This is a genomic window from Bacillus cereus group sp. MYBKT111-2 (assembly GCF_051915205.1).
In the GTDB taxonomy this organism is placed as follows: domain Bacteria; phylum Bacillota; class Bacilli; order Bacillales; family Bacillaceae_G; genus Bacillus_A; species Bacillus_A paranthracis.
Map to the genome: position 1 here is coordinate 78,316 of NZ_JBQAEG010000005.1, position 16,492 is coordinate 94,807.

Here is a 16,492-nt window from a genome sequence, read left to right on the forward strand (position 1 = left end):
AAAAAAGAAGAAAAGTTGACAAAAATAAAATAGGAAAGTGACATACACTCTCCTATTTTATTTCTCTATGCGTATGAATGTAAACCCGCGATAATTAAGTTTACTACAATAAAGTTAAACATAATGATTGCAAAACCAATTACCGCTAACCATGCTGACTTCTCTCCATGCCATCCTTTTGATAAACGTAAATGTAATACCGCCGCATAAAAGAGCCACGTTATAAGTGCCCAAACCTCTTTCGGATCCCAACCCCAAAAACGTGTCCACGCTATTTGAGCCCAAATCATGGCAAAAATTAATGCACCCAATGTGAAAACTGGGAATCCAATTGCAATAGAACGATATCCTATTTCATCTAACAAATCGCTATTCGTATTTTTCACTAACGGCTGAAGTGCCGCTGATACTCGTTTACGTAAAATTAGTCTTAATACAATATAGAGTAACGTTCCGACTAACACTGACCAAATAACAGTATTTAATTTTTTCGCATTTACAATCGCCGGAACTTCAACTGTCGGCTCTAATTTATTGTCTGTCAGTAACTTCCCTTCATGCGGCCCCACTAAAGCCGGAAGATTGTATTTCATTTCCACTTGTTGTTCATTTTTATCAATCCATTGAAACTTTGCTTCATATTTCATACTAGAATATACCGTTGTTACTCCAATAAACCCAACTGTACAAACAAGTGTGAATACTACCGTCTCTAGCCAAAATGTACGTTTACTTTTCACTGATTGATCTACATTTTTCAATAAATACATAACGCCCGTAATAAAACTAATTGCTAAAATTGCTTGTCCTGCAGCCGCAGTCGTCACGTGAATATGTAACCAATTACTTTTTAAAGATGGAATAAGCGGTGATATTTCCCTCGGAAACATACTTGCATAAGCAATTAATAAAAGCGCAACTGGTAATGCAAATAGTCCGATTATACTTACGCGGTACATAAAGTACATGACAATAAATGCTCCGACAAGCATCATGCCGAAAAACGTACCAAATTCAAAAAAGTTACTAACTGGCGCATGACCTGATGCAATCCACCTTGTTACAAAATAAACTGTTTGTGCAATAAACCCTAAAATTGTAATCGTTATTCCTACATTTGCCCATTTATGACCCTTTTCTTTAATTGCTCCCCCAAAAAATAGAGTGGCAATTAAATATAAAATAAATGCGGTAAAGAGAAAGTTACTACTTATTTGCACCATATCGTTTCCCCACCTTAACTAATTTTTTTATCGACTACTTTATCATTTGGTTGCGGAATTGCTGTACCTTCTAGTACTCTTTCAATATCTTTCTTTAAACCGAACCAGTTTTTATTCGTATGTCCTGCAATCCACCATTCATCATTAACGCGTTGTATCCAAATACGGCGATGATTCCAATACATTCCTTGAATGACACCAACCATAAATATAAACCCTCCAATACCGAGAATCCAAAGCGTTAAATCTTTTCTTACAGTAAGTGCTGTTGCATTTTGCATTTCCACACCTGCAAAGGACATTTTATATTTGTTATTCCCATCAGGTTCTATATTTTGCTGAATACCAACAAAACTCACTTCACCATCTGGTGTTTCAGGTGTAAACATTTTAAATACAAATGCAGGGTTGTTTGGTAATTTTGTTTTTGTATTTGGTCTTCCATTCTCATCAAAATAAAAATCAGGGAAATAGCTTAATAGTTCTAAAGAATAACCATTTCCTAAATCATATTTTTCTGTAGGGTTTGTTAAATCAACTTTAATCGGTCCCCACTTTTGATTATTTTCTTTATTTTGCAAGTTAAAGGACATACTTTTAAATTCATTTTCTTTATAATCCACTTGATACACTGCAAACTTATCAAATTTCAGTGGTTCATTCACTCGAATTTCCGCTTCTTTTACTTTTTCCAATTTCGGCTTTTGTCCTGCTATATTTTCCCCTACTGCTTTATACAATACAGCATTCGTTTGGAAGTTTTTCGCAATCATTTTATCACCTACACGGTCAATTGCTTCATCAAAAACCTCCTTGTCCTTACTTTTATCATAAACTTCCTTTATAAACTTCTCGTTTTTTAAATAGTATTGACCATCTGTCCCTGGTATTTCTTTCATTTCTCCATCACGTAACCAAATCGCTTCGTCTACGTACATACTTGGTAAAAAACGGAGCATCGCACCGAATAAAAAGATGATGAGACCGATATGATTCACATATGGACCCCAGCGTGAAAACCGTCCCTTTTCCGCCAAAATATTTCCGTCTTCCACTTTTACGTTATAGTTTCTTTTCTTTAAATTCTTTTGAACTCTTTCAAAATCACCATCTTGCGGTGTACCAGTACCGTATAATCTTTGTCTCTTTAAAAAGCTAGGGTGTCTTTTCACCCCTTGCTTCTTTAAAGCTTTATAAAGTGGAATGACACGATCTAAACTGCATATCACAAGTGAAATACCAATTGAAGCAATTAAAATCATATACCACCACGAACCGTATAAATTATTAAAGCCTAATTGATAGTATAATTGCCCTAAAAATCCGTATTCTTGCTTATAATATTCAGCTGGTGCAATTCCTGGAGTTATGTACATTTCTTGCGGAAAAATAGTCCCTATCGCCGATGCAGCTAAAGTGATTACAATGAGCCATACACCGACTTTTACAGAAGAGAAAAAGCTCCAAATTTTATCAATAATCGTTTTTGTTTGCGTGAGAGATCTCCGAGCACTCCCCTCATAGCGCATATCCAATAGTTTTATATTTTCATTGCTTTCAAATGGTTTCCCGCAAGCTTCACAAAAAACAGTTCCTATCGGATTCACATGTCCACATTCACATTTAATTTCTTTCAACACTCTCACCGCCCCTGTATCTATATGTACTATTGTATATTCTAACCTCAAGTTACCGCAATACTCAGAATTTTTAAACCAAAGGCACTATAGGTAAGCGCCTTGTATGTAAAGGTTTTCTTTATTACGGAGTGATTTTCTTTAAATACTCCTCCAATTGTTCCTTCGTTTGTTCACCTTTAATCTCTTGAATCACCTTACCATCTTTATCAATTAAGAAGCTTGTTGGTAATGGTATTACTCCATACGTTTTTATAATTTCTCCACCTTTATCGATTGCAACAGGGAACTTAAGATCGTATTGTTTCACAAAATTCTTAACAGCAATATCCGTTTCATCTGCATCTAACGCAATGATTTCAACGCCTTTTTCTTTATACTTTGGATATAGTTCATTCATATAAGGCATTTCTTTCTCACAAGGTTTACACCACGTACCCCAAAAGTTTAAAAATACACCTTTTCCCTTAAAATCTTTTAGCTCAATTTTCTTTCCTTCTAAATCTGTCACAACAAAGTTAGGTGCTTCTTTTCCAATTTCCATTTTCTCTTCTTTAGAGAAATATCCTTGATAAAGTGTAAATCCTACAGCACCACATAAAATGAGCAGAATAATAACGCGAAATAATAAGCGATTTTTTTTCATATTGTCTCCCCTCTCTTCGACGAGTGATGAATATATGTATTTTTTAATAAATCACCAGCGGAGCATTCCACTGGTGAAATTTTCACAATATCGATTAGCGAGGCTTTGTAGAAGCCAATGCACGTAATTGTTTTACCTCATGTGGTGTCAATTCTCTTGCATCACCAGGTCGCAGGCTTCCTACTTCTAAGAAAGCATAGCGTTCACGCTTTAGTTTCACTACTTTACAATCTAACGCTTCAAACATACGACGTACTTGACGGTTACGTCCTTCATGAATTGTTAATTGTACAATCGCCATTTCTTTACGCTTGTCCCAAGAAATAATCTTCACACGTGCTGGTGCTGTTTTTCCGTCTTCTAACATCACACCGCGTTCTAACATGCGGATTTTTTCACCTGTTAGAGGCCCTTTTATTTTTGCAACATATGTTTTTTCAACTTTATATCTAGGGTGCATTAATACGTTTGCGAAGTCCCCATCGTTTGTCATTAATAATACGCCAGACGTATCATAATCTAAACGTCCGATTGGGAATAAACGTTGTGTAATTTCCGGGAAAAAGTCTGTTACAACACTTCTTCCTTTATCATCTGATACACTTGAAATTACGCCAGTTGGTTTATATAGTAAAAAATAAACAGGTTCTTCTTTTTCAAGAGGGATGTTATTTACTTCTACTTTATCTTGAGGAGTTACTTTCGTTCCTAACTCCTTCACTATTTTTCCGTTAACTTTCACTTTTCCTTGCTGAATTAATTCCTCAGCCTTTCTTCTCGATGCAATACCTGCTTGCGCAATCACTTTTTGTAATCGTTCCATTTCTTTTTTTCACCTCGAATTTATCTTACCTTACATTAGAAAGACTTGGCAACCGCATACGCTTGACGGCTTTTTGCTCCATCTTACTTAAACAACATAGCGATGATAATAAACATATAAAGGTCAAATCATGTTTTTACCTTTTATTATTGTCCATATTTTTCATATTGCTCACAATAAAAGTTCATTATTTTGTCAAAAATACCGCATAAAAAAACCACTATTAAGCAACACCTTAATAGTGGTCGTATACGTATTATAAGCGAAATAGCATAAAAAATGAATAGCATTACTGAAACAATAGAGAAACAAATACAATCGAACAAATAATTCCGATTAAATCGGCAAAAAGTCCTACTTTTAATGCATCTCCCATTTTTCTAATTCCAACAGCTCCGAAGTATACTGTTAAAATATAAAAAGTTGTGTCTGTACTCCCTTGCATCGTAGAAGCCAATCGCCCAATGAACGAGTCCGGTCCATACGTCGCAATTAAATCGGTCGTAATACTTAAACCAGCAGAGCCCGAAATAGGACGTATAAGTGCTAGTGGAACAATTTCTGCTGGGACATGAATTAAATCTAACATCGGCTTCATTACTGATATCATTGCATCTAATGCACCTGAAGCTCGAAATATGGAAATAGATACGAGCATTCCAACCATAAACGGTAAAATAGAGATTGCAATTTGAATCCCTTCTTTTCCCCCCTCAACGAACGATTCATACGTCGGAACTTTCTTTATCGTGCCATATAGAAGGATAAAACCAATGACACAAGGGATTACCCATAATGATATCGTATTGACAATGCTCATTTTTTCCGCCCCTTCCTACTCCTTCTTCGGTAAAAATAGCGGTCAATCCAAATCGCTCCGATCATAGAGAGTACTTGTGCAATGAATGTTACCCCAACAATTTCAGTTGGATTTGCTGATTCATACGTCATTCGAATCGAAATGACGGTCGTAGGAATTAAAGTAATCGCTGATGTATTTAATGCCAAAAACGTTACCATAGAACGGCTCGCCGAATCCTTCCCTCCATTTAACTCTTTCAATTGTTCCATCGCTTTAATGCCAAGAGGGGTCGCTGCATTACCTAAACCAAAAAAGTTTGCCATCATATTTGATAAAATAAATCCCATTGACGGATGATCCTTCGGTATTTCTGGAAACAGCCTTTTTACTATCGGCATAAAAAGTGCCACTAACTTTTTTAACAATCCAGCTTCCTCTGCAATTTTCATTAAGCCGAGCCAAAATACTAAAACACTAATGAGTCCTATACAAATCGTTACCGCATCTTTCGCTCCATCAAATACAGCTTTATTTATTTCTTCCATTGTTCCATTTATCATCGCATACACAATCCCAATGACAGCCATCGCTACCCATACGAGATTAACCATCGTTCCCAACACCTATCATGTAAGAAAAAATTTCTTTCACATTATTCCAGTACATTCCCGTTGTAGCTACTAACTTTCGTTTACTATAAAATAAATTCCGTTCTCCAACTTTCTCATTGCCAACATAAACGTCTGTCTTTCCAACCTTTACTCCATCCACAAGCTTTGCACTTTTATCTAGTTCAACTTTTAATACTACGCTCTTTTTTTCTTCTTCAGTTAAAGGTACTGAAAAACTATTTTTCGTGTAAACATGATTGGCGTATTTCTTTTCGGTTATTTCAGCAAGTGCTCCTTGTCCTAAAACTTTTGTTTGTTCGAAACGGTCAAAACCTTTATCAAATAAATTCATATGATCATCCCAATCACTAGAAGCGCTCAAAGTTACGACAATTAGATCTAGTCCATCTTTTGATGCCGTTGTAACAAGCGTTCTTCCTGCTTTCTTCGTAAAACCTGTTTTTCCCCCTGTTGCAAATTCATAATACGACGTCACAAGTTTATGTTTGTTTTTCCACGGATAATCCCACGAATCTGATTTATACGTTTTTGTTCCAAAAATTTTCTTAAAGGTTTCGTTCCCCATTGCATACCTTGTTAAAAGTGCCATATCATAGGCCGACGAATAATGGGATCCATCTCCATCCAAACCATGTGGGTTTGAAAAGTGAGTATCTTTCATTCCAATTTGTTTCGCCTTTTCATTCATTAAATATACAAACCCTTCTATACTTCCTCCTACATTTTCAGCAATTACTTGTGCTGCATCATTACCAGATCTAAGCATGAGTCCATATACTAAATCCTCTAATTTTACTTTCTGTCCAGGCTTTAAATAAATTGCTGAGCCTTCTACTCTCACTGCTTCATTACTAACCGAGACCATTTCTTTCATTTTTCCTGACTCAGCAGCTAACAAGGCAGTCATAATTTTTGTTATACTAGCAATCTTTTGCGGCTCATGTTCTGCTTTTCCGTATAATACGCGACCTGACTGTTGCTCCATTAATACAGCATTTCGAGCACTAACATTGCTGGTCATCTTTGCATATGTAGGAATTGGCATAACGCTTGCGTACATAATAAGAAGCGTAATGATTACACAAATTCGTCTCATATTTCCCCCCACGTCCTTTTGGCACTTTTTGTACAAGTGTATGCTTGGCCTTTTAAAATATGAACGAAATCTCCCTCTCCTTCCAATAAAAAAGACGCAGAGAACCTGCGTCTAATAAGGTGTCCATTCTATTTGTTTTGCACTTTCAAATCTTTTTTCTACATCCGGCCAATTTACAACATTCCACCAATTTTTAATATATTCATCTTTTCGATTTTGGTATTGTAAATAATACGCATGTTCCCACACGTCTAGTACAAGGAGCGGTATCGTATCCCATTGTGTAAATAATTGATGAAGTGTACTCTGTAAAATTTCTAATCTTCCCGATCGGGGAACCCAAACGAGAATTGCCCATCCTGAACCTTCCACTTTAGAGGCTGCTTCTGTAAAATGTTTTTGAAAACGCAAGAAACTTCCAAAATCTTGTTCAATCCGGTGTGAAAGAGCCCCTCTTGGACTTCCGCCGCCACCTTTTTTCATGTTATTCCAAAATATTGTGTGCAAGTAATGACCTGATCCATGAAAAGCAGCTTCTCTTTCCCAATGCTTAATTAAATCAAATTGATTTGTTTTTCTCGCTTCTTCCATCATCTTCTCTGCCTTATTTAATCCTTCCACGTAACTACGATGATGTTTATCATGGTGTAACATCATAATTTCTCTAGAAATATACGGTTCTAACGCATTATATGGATAAGGTAGTGGTGGGAGTGTATGCCCTCCAATTGGAACAGCTCGTTCACTATCCCCTCTTTCACATAGTTCATATTCCTCTTCCCCCTGCACGAATACTTCCTGCAAATGATGTTGAATATGTTCTACATCATCACTTATTTCATACATAAACTCTGCATCTGTATCATACTCATGCTCTTTCATACGGTCTAATAACGTTTGAATTTTATAAGCAAGCATATGGACATCATAAACTTCCATTGCACGGCTATCTAATACGTGAAGAACACTTTCACACCAGCTTTCTACTTCATGAAAGTAATCTGTGAATACACCTTGCTGACTCATGTTACACCTCCTTAATGCTATCCCCTTAAATATATTCAAAGGAAATCTCTTATATAACTGTACAAAAGGAAAAGAAGCTAAGTCCCCTCAGCTTCTTTTTCGCAGTTAATATTTGTGTAACATCTTTGTTTGATAATCCGTCTCATAATATTCTAATTCTTCACGCATCAATTGGAATTTCCCCTCTAAGCTCTTCATTACTTCCTCTACAGATGCAGGTGGTGTTTGTTGAAAAACGATGGAGTTTTTCCCTGTATAAGCAGACCGACTATTTTCATACCAATGATCACTCTTTGGTGAAAAAAACTCTGCAATTACTTGATGATAAATTTTATATAAAATCTTTTCAGCTGCTGTCTTTCGAAATGGCTGGCTATTTAACAAAACAAAACACGCATCATGCCCTTCTTCACAAAAAACGAGAAGACGTCTTATTGACGCTAATAACCCTTTATAATATTGTTCGTTTCCTGCCGGTGTCTCTTCTAATAAAGAAGGCAACGTATGATAATTTACATAATTGGTTATCAAATGAATAACATCTTCTAAAAACATAGAGACTTGTTCTGTTTGATTTTCCACCATTAGATTAGACATTTTTCCCTCTCCTTTGCCAGTTCACTCTATTTCTACTCTTTTATTTTTATGTAATTCAGCCAATATTTCTTGTACTTTCACGACTATTTCCTCATCAAAATATTGTTGGAATTCTTCTATATTATTTAAATACAAACGTTTTTGCATGCGAAGCTCATTCTCTTTCAGTAAACAACAGATCGCTACAATATCCCGCAAATATATGTCTTGATTTTCTACTTTACATACCGGATTTCCTTCAAAAGGAGTAATTTCTTGTACAACTTCTTCAAAATACCGAACATATAAAACAGAAAAGGTTCTTTCTTTATCATTTAATATATATGTCACTTCAGATCTATTAAAAAAATCTTCTGACGTATTAGGTTTTGCTTTCTCTAGCTCATATCCCGCATAACCTATTATAATCATCTACTTCCCCTCTCTTCCTTCTTTCAATTCATTTTAACTTAATTTTCTGACAAACGAAATACTCTTTTAAATATAACCCTTATAAAAAATAGCTTCCTTATACAGGAATTTACCTTTTTATTTTTCTTGAAGTTTGTCATAATAATATTATTGTCTCAGTTTTCTTATACAAGGAGAGTTGTATTTATGTCGTTTTCATGGAAACGTTTCTTACAAATCGGGAAAATTATCTTCCCATTTGTTGTATTAACAATTGTATTCTTTCAAGCAAAAAAAGAATTAGCAGGCATTTCTTTTTTAGAAGCAATCAATACAATTAAAAACATTCCAACCGGAGGAGTCTTTTTAGCCATTACACTTGGTGCATTTGCCGTATCAACAATGTTCTTTTACGACTATGTTATGCTTCGTTATTTAAAAGCTGATATACCTGTCCAAAAGATTTTTCGTATCTCATGGATTGCTAATACCTTAAATGGATTTATTGGATTTGGTGGTCTCGTTGGAGCAGGTGTACGCACAATGCTGTATCGTCCATACATAAAAGAAAATGGCAAACTTATTAAAAGTATCGCTTGGATGACAACCGCTTTTATTAACGGACTAGCTATTCTTTCGTTCCTCGGTCTTATCGGAATATTAGACACAAGTTTTATTTTGCATGAAAAACCGTGGCTATGGCCTGTTCTTATCTTCTTCGCTCTTTTCGTCCCTATATACATTGGCTTCTCTAAACTAAAAAATAGAAAAACGAAGCAAGCGGAAGGACAAGATGAAGGAGAAGAAGAGAAAAATCCAACTGTTTTATACTCATTAGTTTCATTAGTTGAGTGGGTATCTGCTGGTATTGTTATGTACGTCATATTAATATTATTTGGGATCGATATCGAATTTCAAAAGTTTTTAGGTGTGTATGTAATTGCTGCTTTAGCTGGTGTTGTTAGTCTTGTTCCTGGTGGACTAGGTTCATTTGATCTTGTCTTTTTAACTGGGCTCGGACAATATGGCATTGATACAGGCGTATTACTACCTGCTATGTTATTATATCGCCTCGTCTATTACATTTTACCATTCTGCCTTGGTCTTATTTTTGCAGCTTTTGAAATGACAGGCGTGGCCATTAAAAAGTTTGAAGATAAGCCTTTTATTGCGCCTGCATTAGAAACAACTGGTGTTATATGGACTTTGCAGCGTGATTTTCTAGGAAAACTAGGTTCGTGGGCCTCTGCTGCTTTAACAGTATTTGCTGGATTAATGGTTATTTTATCGACCATTCTACCGACAAGTATAAACAGAGCACACGCCTTACATATTCTAGCTCCAAAACATCTTATTCAATTTTCTTTTAGCTTATCACTAACATTCGGTATTCTCCTCCTGATCCTTTCACGAGGCATATATTATGGAACAAAGCGTTCTTACTATATGACGATTATTTCTTTAATCGGAGCAGCTATCTTTAATACGCTAAAAGGGATTGATATTGAAGAAACGTTTATTTTATTAATTGTACTCGCTGTATTATATATGCTTCGTAAAAGATTTGTACGCGAGAAAATGGAAGTCTCACTTTCTGATATCGTAAAAGTTTTTATATTCTTACTTATAACTTTATATTTATATAAAAACTTAGGTATTTTATTTGCAGGTGCAAAAGAAGCTTTTAAACCCGATTTTGTCGTTCGTAATATTACGCAAGTGAAACGAAGTGCATTAGCTGCTGCCTTTTTCGTTCCTACATTTTTATTGATTGGCTCACTCATTGCTAATCGTTATCGAAATGAATTTCCCGGGCAACCAGCTAATGATAAAAGATTGCAAAACTTTTTAGATGAACATGGCGGAAATGTACTTAGTCATTTAGGATTTTTAGGTGATAAACAATTCTTCTTCAGTAGCGATGGGAAAGCGCTCCTTCTCTTCTCTATAACTGGAAAACGTCTTGTTGTACTAGGTGATCCAATTGGAGATCCTTCCTCCTACCGTACTGTGTTACAAGAGTTTTTAGCTGAAGCTGACCGATTTGGATACATTTGTGTATTCTACCAAATCGAAAGTAAATGGATGAGTTTATATCATGATTTTGGTTACAACTTCTTTAAGCTTGGTGAAGAAGCTGTCGTTGATTTGAATGCATTTACAATAACAGGAAAAAAACGCGCCGGTATGCGAGCAACTTTCAACCGTTTTGAACGAGAGGGCTATACATTCTCTATTCACCAGCCACCGTTCTCAAACGAATTATTTGAAGAATTACGAAAAGTTTCAGATGCGTGGCTCGGTGGAAAAAAAGAGAAAAGTTTCTCACTCGGATACTTTGATCATGAATATATTAGCCGAGCACCTATCGCTACATTATCTGATGCAGATGGAAAAATCATCGCATTTACAACTTTTATGCCAGTATATCAAGACGGATCATTGTCTGTTGATTTAATGCGGTATTATCCAGATGCACCTAGCGGCATTATGGATGCCATTTTCATCCACCTATTCCAGTGGGCAAAAGAAAATGAATACCACTCCTTTAATATTGGCATGGCGCCACTTTCGAATGTAGGTTTATCGACACAATCTTTCTGGTCTGAACGAGTTGCCGCTGCCATCTTTAATAATGTTCGTTATACATATAGTTTCAGCGGGTTACGACATTTTAAAGAAAAATATAAACCAGCATGGAGCGGTAAATATTTAGCATTTAGAAAGAATCATTCTTTACCAATTACAATGCTCTCTGTAACAAAATTAATAGGAAAAAGAAAAAACAGCTAAATAGTTAGCTGTTTTTTCTTTTTTGAACTTGTACAATAAATTCTTTTTCATATTTCTTACCATTTATATAGAAATCTCCCCATATTTTATACGTTCCTTCAGCAGGAAATGTAATGCGATATTGTAATTGCTCATCTGTATCAACAGGGATTGCATATAAAAAGTTTTCTCTCGTTTCGTCCACGATATAGAGCGCCTCCACTTCTCCTCTCTCTGCATGTAGTTTCAATTTCTCACCCTTTTTCGCTTGAAATTGAAATGTTAACGTCACTGGCTCATTCGGATGCAATGCACCAAATAATAGAGAAACTTCATACTCCCCTATTTTTTTTGTAAGTACACTATCGATTGGAAATTTTACTTTTTTCTTATTTTTCTCGTCTATTTCTTTCCCAAAATCTTTCTTCGCAAATGATTGCACAGACTTATTTTTGTCTTCATATAAAAATATTGTATATCCTTCATCTTTCGCTATTTTAGAAGATACTTTATATGATCCATTTCCTGCGAATGTAGGTTTCATTTGTTGTACGTGTTTTAATTGTCCGTCTACAATAACTGCACGAATTTGATCATTCACACCACGAACTTCGCTATTTTTATTATTTAATAATTGAAATGAAATATCCGTTTTCTTATTTCCTTTTCCATTTGATACATCCCATTTTACTTCCTGAACATCACCTACAGTCTCTGTAGTTTCCTGATACTTTTTTATGTAAAATCCACCTACCACAATAAATAACAAAGCAACAAGTCCAATGACAAGATTTTTCAAAACATCACCTACCATTTTTATAGTCTCTATTCATACAAAACTTCTTTCATATATATTCTAGATTATGATTTATGAAATCCTTCTGTTTTGCACATATTACAAAGGATAAAAAAGATTTTAATTGAAAGGATTCATAGTGTATAATGCAAATGATATTGATTTCTATCAATACATTATAAGGAGGACTTTTCATGAGTGTACATATTGAAGCAAAACAAGGTGAAATCGCTGAATCTATTCTATTACCTGGTGATCCATTGCGTGCAAAATATATTGCTGAAACATTTCTAGAGGACGTTACTTGCTATAATAACGTACGTGGAATGTTAGGATTCACTGGAACTTATAAAGGAAAACGTGTATCTGTGCAAGGTACAGGTATGGGTGTTCCTTCTATTTCTATTTATGTAAACGAATTAATCCAAAGCTACGGAGTTAAAAATTTAATTCGCGTTGGAACTTGCGGTGCTATTCAAAAAGACGTAAAAGTACGTGACGTTATTATTGCAATGACAGCTTGTACGGATTCTAATATGAACCGTTTAACATTCCCAGGATTTGATTTTGCACCAGCTGCAAACTTCGACCTTCTAAAAAAAGCTTACGATGCTGGAACTGAAAAAGGCCTACACGTTCGTGTTGGTAACGTTTTAACAGCAGATGTATTTTACCGTGAGAGCATGGACATGGTGAAAAAGCTTGGAGATTACGGTGTACTAGCAGTAGAAATGGAAACAACTGCGCTTTACACATTAGCAGCGAAATACGGTGTAAATGCATTATCTGTCTTAACAGTAAGTGATCACATCTTCACTGGTGAAGAAACAACATCTGAAGAGCGTCAAACTACATTTAACGAAATGATTGAAATCGCTTTAGATGCAGCAATTCAACAATAATACATTAAAGAACTCGTCATACGTCTGTCGAGTTCTTTTTATGTGACTTTTTATTAAAAACTACTTTCGGAAGAGACAGATTTTCTCCTCTACTTTTTTGTACCATTTGTTATAATAAAGAAATCATTTACAGTATTTCTCACAAGAGGTGACGCAGTGAAAAACAGAAGTATCGTCTTTAAACTATTTTTATTAACATCGACATTATTTACAATCATATTCCTCCTTTTTTTCTTAGGACAATCTCTATTTTTAGAGAAATTTTATATTAATAAAAAAGTAAAAACAGTTCAAACTGCTTTTGAAAAGTTCGTAGATACGTACGAAAAAAGTGGGAAAACTTATGAAGAAATTCGAAAACTAAAACAAGAATTTCATGATAAAACAAATGCTGACATGCAATTTTTAAATACGAATGGCATTATTAAAAGCGACAACAATTACTATATTGACGTATTTAATCCTAAAAATAATGAGACATATTCTATTCCTCTCAATAATCTTTTAACACCCGAAGAATATAAGAAATTCGAAAACTTAGGATTGAAAAAAGACGATGTGATAAATGTCGTCGGTTTGCTACAAAACAAAACAATAACACCAATAAAATTGACAACAAATTACAATCGATGGCAAAACGAATATACCAATTCAGATTTTTCATCTATTAATGGTAACCCTTCTAAAAATAGACTTACAAACCGATACAAAACTGTTACTCAAATTGAGTTTACTGGTACGATCTCTAAGTTACAACTTCCATCGAAAGCGGAGGTTCGTCTTGCAAATGATATTGAAACATTGCAAGCCGTTCAATATTTTGCAGAGCTTATTAGAAATGGCACTGCTAACTCGCAGCAATTAAACACTTATATAATAGATAGCGGGGAGAATATAAAGAATAGTATCTTTGTAAAACCTATTATGAAAAATGGAGAGATTACAGAATATGCTTTTGCGATAGCATCCTTGCAACCTGTTAATGAAGCGATGCTCGTTTTGAAAGATTATTATGTCTATGCCTTAATCATCGTATTTCTCGTAATTATTTTATTATCCTTCTACTACTCAAAAATCATTGTGAAACCATTAATTAAAATGAATCGCGTTACAAAAAAAATGGCCAATTTTGATTTTAGCGAGAAGTTACCTGTGACAGCAGACGATGAGATTGGTGGACTTTCCGGTAGTATTAATACATTATCTGTAAACTTAAAAGACCGAATTGATCGATTAAATGTTGCCAATACAAAATTACAACAAGATATTGAACGTGAACGTCAATTAGAGAAAACGCGAAAAGAATTCATTTCTGGTGTATCACACGAATTAAAAACACCACTTAGTGTAATTAGAAGTTTCGCAGAAGGAATTAAAGATGGCGTTAGTAAAGATACGACGTATTACACAGATGTTATTTTAGAAGAAACCGAAAACATGAACAGACTTATTGTTGAAATGTTAGAATTAGCAAAATTAGAATCAGGTACGTACAAGCTAGATATGACGACATTCTCAATCGGTGAACTAATTCAACAAGTCTATACAAAGTTATTATTTAGCATGGAAGAAAAGCATTTACAAGTGAATATAGATGTAGACTCTTCTATATTTGTTCAAGCGAATCGTAGTCGAATTGAACAAGTGGTTGTGAACTTACTTAGCAATGCCATTCGCTATACGCCAGAAGGAGAAAAAATACAAGTTTCCGTTATAGCAATGGAAGATACAGTAAAAATACAAATCGAAAACACAGGAAACCCTATCCCAGAAGAAAGTCTTGAAAAAATTTGGGATCGTTTCTACCGTTTAGATGCATCTCGTAGCCGTCATACTGGTGGTACTGGTCTCGGATTATCAATTGTAAAAAACATTTTAGACCTTCACCATGCGGAGTACGGTGTATATAACACAACTAATAGTGTTGTATTCTACTTTAATTTACAAAAAGTAAAAGAAGTCAAATAATTTGTCTTAATTTCACTAGGAGTTCACATGAAATTCACACTCTCCCTTTATAGTAAGAAACAAGTTAATCCTTTCCTTTACACATATAAAAGAGGAGAGTGCGTGAAATGAAACAAGCAGGACAACCTATTCAAAATGAAAAACAATTAGAAACTATCAAAAATATACTTTTACAATCTTCGAAACGTGATGGCTTATTATTCGTATTAGCTGTAAATTCTGGCTTAAAAGTAAGTGAAATCTTACAATTAAAAGTTAGTGATGTAATCGATGAAAATGAAAATGTTCGCCATTCCATTTTATTTTACAATGAAAAAGTAAAGAAACATAAATGGTTCGCTGTAAATGAAGACTTACAGCACGCGATCGAAGACTACATGAAAGAACGTAAAACTTGGAAACGTAATGAACCATTGTTAAAGTCTCAAAAAGGAACAAAATCTATTACGAGACAACATGCGTGGTACATTTTAAACAAAGCTGCAAAAGAAGTTGGATTAGAAGGGATTAGCTCACATACACTTCGAAAAACTTGGGGATATTGCGCATACAAATCAGGTGTTGATATCGCATTTTTACAACACTTCTTTGATCATAGTACTCCATCAAAAACTTTAAAGTATATCGGTATTGCTTAATAACTCTTATACATAAAAAAGGTTACCATTTATAAATGGTAACCTTTTTTATGTTTCACATTCTCTTTTCTTGTCTCTCCTATATTGTAGTGGTACTCTAATAGTAAGGGGGAGAAATTATGAACACTTTAACAATTGAATTACCGAAAGAAACGGCTGAAAAACTTGATTTATTGAAACAAGCTTATGAAAAGAAAACAGGTGCTTCTATTTCTGAGAGTACTCTTGTTCAAACACTTATCTCAAAAGAATTTATCCAAGCGATAACTCCTTTTGATTTACAACAATTCATCACTAGCAAAGAACAGCATTAATTGCTGTTCTTTTTTTATACTTTATCCCGCATTAACGGGCAGTAAGACCCCCACCTCAAAATTCAGCGGAAGTAAAGAAGTTAGATGGAGGTCGGGCTGCCCGTAAAAGCCCGATTGGTGAGGGCTGATAATCAGTGGGGGATGAACACCCCCCTGATTAAAGTTTCACTTTATCAGGGGTTTGCAGGAAATCTACCTCGAAACAATTCTTTACTTTAGTCAAACTCCTA

Annotated in this window: 16 protein-coding genes; 5 read left to right on the forward strand and 11 right to left on the reverse strand. The window is 34.9% G+C overall.

Going from position 1 to position 16,492, the window contains the following annotated elements; genetic code table 11:
* Nucleotides 1-65: 65 nt before the first annotated feature.
* From resC to ACTFNE_RS15655, 10 genes are all read right to left on the reverse strand, one after another.
* Nucleotides 66-1,223, reverse strand: a complete 1,158-nt coding sequence (gene resC / locus ACTFNE_RS15610) for a cytochrome c biogenesis protein ResC (protein ID WP_046197257.1) — start codon at nt 1,221-1,223, stop codon at nt 66-68.
* Between the two features lie 14 nt (nt 1,224-1,237).
* Complete coding sequence (resB, locus tag ACTFNE_RS15615) at nt 1,238-2,863, reverse strand: cytochrome c biogenesis protein ResB (protein WP_046197256.1); 1,626 nt, start codon at nt 2,861-2,863, stop codon at nt 1,238-1,240.
* Nucleotides 2,864-2,984: 121 nt separating this feature from the next.
* The gene (resA, locus tag ACTFNE_RS15620; protein WP_000742198.1) at nt 2,985-3,506 is read right to left on the reverse strand and encodes a thiol-disulfide oxidoreductase ResA; all 522 of its coding nucleotides are present in this window, start codon (nt 3,504-3,506) and stop codon (nt 2,985-2,987) included.
* A gap of 94 nt (nt 3,507-3,600) precedes the next feature.
* Nucleotides 3,601-4,329: a 23S rRNA pseudouridine(2605) synthase RluB gene (gene rluB / locus ACTFNE_RS15625; protein ID WP_000440555.1), complete on the reverse strand. Its 729-nt coding sequence runs from the start codon at nt 4,327-4,329 to the stop codon at nt 3,601-3,603.
* A 289-nt stretch (nt 4,330-4,618) separates the two neighbouring features.
* Nucleotides 4,619-5,149 carry a spore maturation protein SpmB gene (gene spmB, locus ACTFNE_RS15630; protein ID WP_000029510.1) on the reverse strand — a complete coding sequence of 177 codons (531 nt, stop codon included), beginning with the start codon at nt 5,147-5,149 and terminating at the stop codon, nt 4,619-4,621.
* Nucleotides 5,146-5,742, reverse strand: coding sequence for a spore maturation protein SpmA (spmA, locus tag ACTFNE_RS15635; protein WP_000247808.1), 597 nt, complete (start codon nt 5,740-5,742; stop codon nt 5,146-5,148). Before spmA ends, spmB begins: the two co-directional genes overlap by 4 nt.
* Nucleotides 5,735-6,859: a D-alanyl-D-alanine carboxypeptidase DacB gene (gene dacB, locus ACTFNE_RS15640; protein ID WP_270706039.1), complete on the reverse strand. Its 1,125-nt coding sequence runs from the start codon at nt 6,857-6,859 to the stop codon at nt 5,735-5,737. The genes spmA and dacB overlap by 8 nt, the downstream gene beginning before the upstream one ends.
* A gap of 111 nt (nt 6,860-6,970) precedes the next feature.
* Nucleotides 6,971-7,885, reverse strand: a complete 915-nt coding sequence (locus ACTFNE_RS15645) for a superoxide dismutase (RefSeq protein ID WP_000082669.1) — start codon at nt 7,883-7,885, stop codon at nt 6,971-6,973.
* Between the two features lie 105 nt (nt 7,886-7,990).
* Entirely contained in the window at nt 7,991-8,482 is a 492-nt protein-coding gene (locus ACTFNE_RS15650) for a YpuI family protein (protein ID WP_000067567.1), read from the reverse strand.
* 21 nt (nt 8,483-8,503) lie between these two features.
* Nucleotides 8,504-8,893 carry a hypothetical protein gene (locus tag ACTFNE_RS15655; RefSeq protein WP_000583786.1) on the reverse strand — a complete coding sequence of 130 codons (390 nt, stop codon included), beginning with the start codon at nt 8,891-8,893 and terminating at the stop codon, nt 8,504-8,506.
* 186 nt (nt 8,894-9,079) lie between these two features.
* Here ACTFNE_RS15655 and mprF point away from each other — a divergent pair, with 186 nt between their 5' ends.
* Nucleotides 9,080-11,665 (forward strand): bifunctional lysylphosphatidylglycerol flippase/synthetase MprF, encoded by a 2,586-nt coding sequence (mprF, locus tag ACTFNE_RS15660; RefSeq protein ID WP_270706038.1) that lies wholly within the window; start codon nt 9,080-9,082, stop codon nt 11,663-11,665.
* 4 nt (nt 11,666-11,669) lie between these two features.
* Here the strand turns inward: mprF and ACTFNE_RS15665 are convergent, their stop codons facing one another.
* Nucleotides 11,670-12,458 (reverse strand): hypothetical protein, encoded by a 789-nt coding sequence (locus ACTFNE_RS15665; protein WP_000232619.1) that lies wholly within the window; start codon nt 12,456-12,458, stop codon nt 11,670-11,672.
* A 176-nt stretch (nt 12,459-12,634) separates the two neighbouring features.
* Between ACTFNE_RS15665 and deoD the strand changes: the two genes are divergently transcribed.
* The 4 genes from deoD (at nt 12,635) to ACTFNE_RS15685 (ending at nt 16,262) form a co-directional block, all read left to right on the forward strand.
* Nucleotides 12,635-13,342, forward strand: coding sequence for a purine-nucleoside phosphorylase (gene deoD, locus ACTFNE_RS15670; protein WP_000110707.1), 708 nt, complete (start codon nt 12,635-12,637; stop codon nt 13,340-13,342).
* 156 nt (nt 13,343-13,498) lie between these two features.
* Nucleotides 13,499-15,310: a sensor histidine kinase gene (locus tag ACTFNE_RS15675; protein ID WP_270706037.1), complete on the forward strand. Its 1,812-nt coding sequence runs from the start codon at nt 13,499-13,501 to the stop codon at nt 15,308-15,310.
* Between the two features lie 107 nt (nt 15,311-15,417).
* A complete protein-coding gene (locus ACTFNE_RS15680) occupies nt 15,418-15,948 on the forward strand; it encodes a tyrosine-type recombinase/integrase (protein ID WP_000806236.1) in 531 nt (176 codons plus the stop codon).
* 119 nt (nt 15,949-16,067) lie between these two features.
* Nucleotides 16,068-16,262, forward strand: coding sequence for a DUF3924 family protein (locus ACTFNE_RS15685; RefSeq protein ID WP_001094859.1), 195 nt, complete (start codon nt 16,068-16,070; stop codon nt 16,260-16,262).
* Nucleotides 16,263-16,492: the final 230 nt, after the last annotated feature.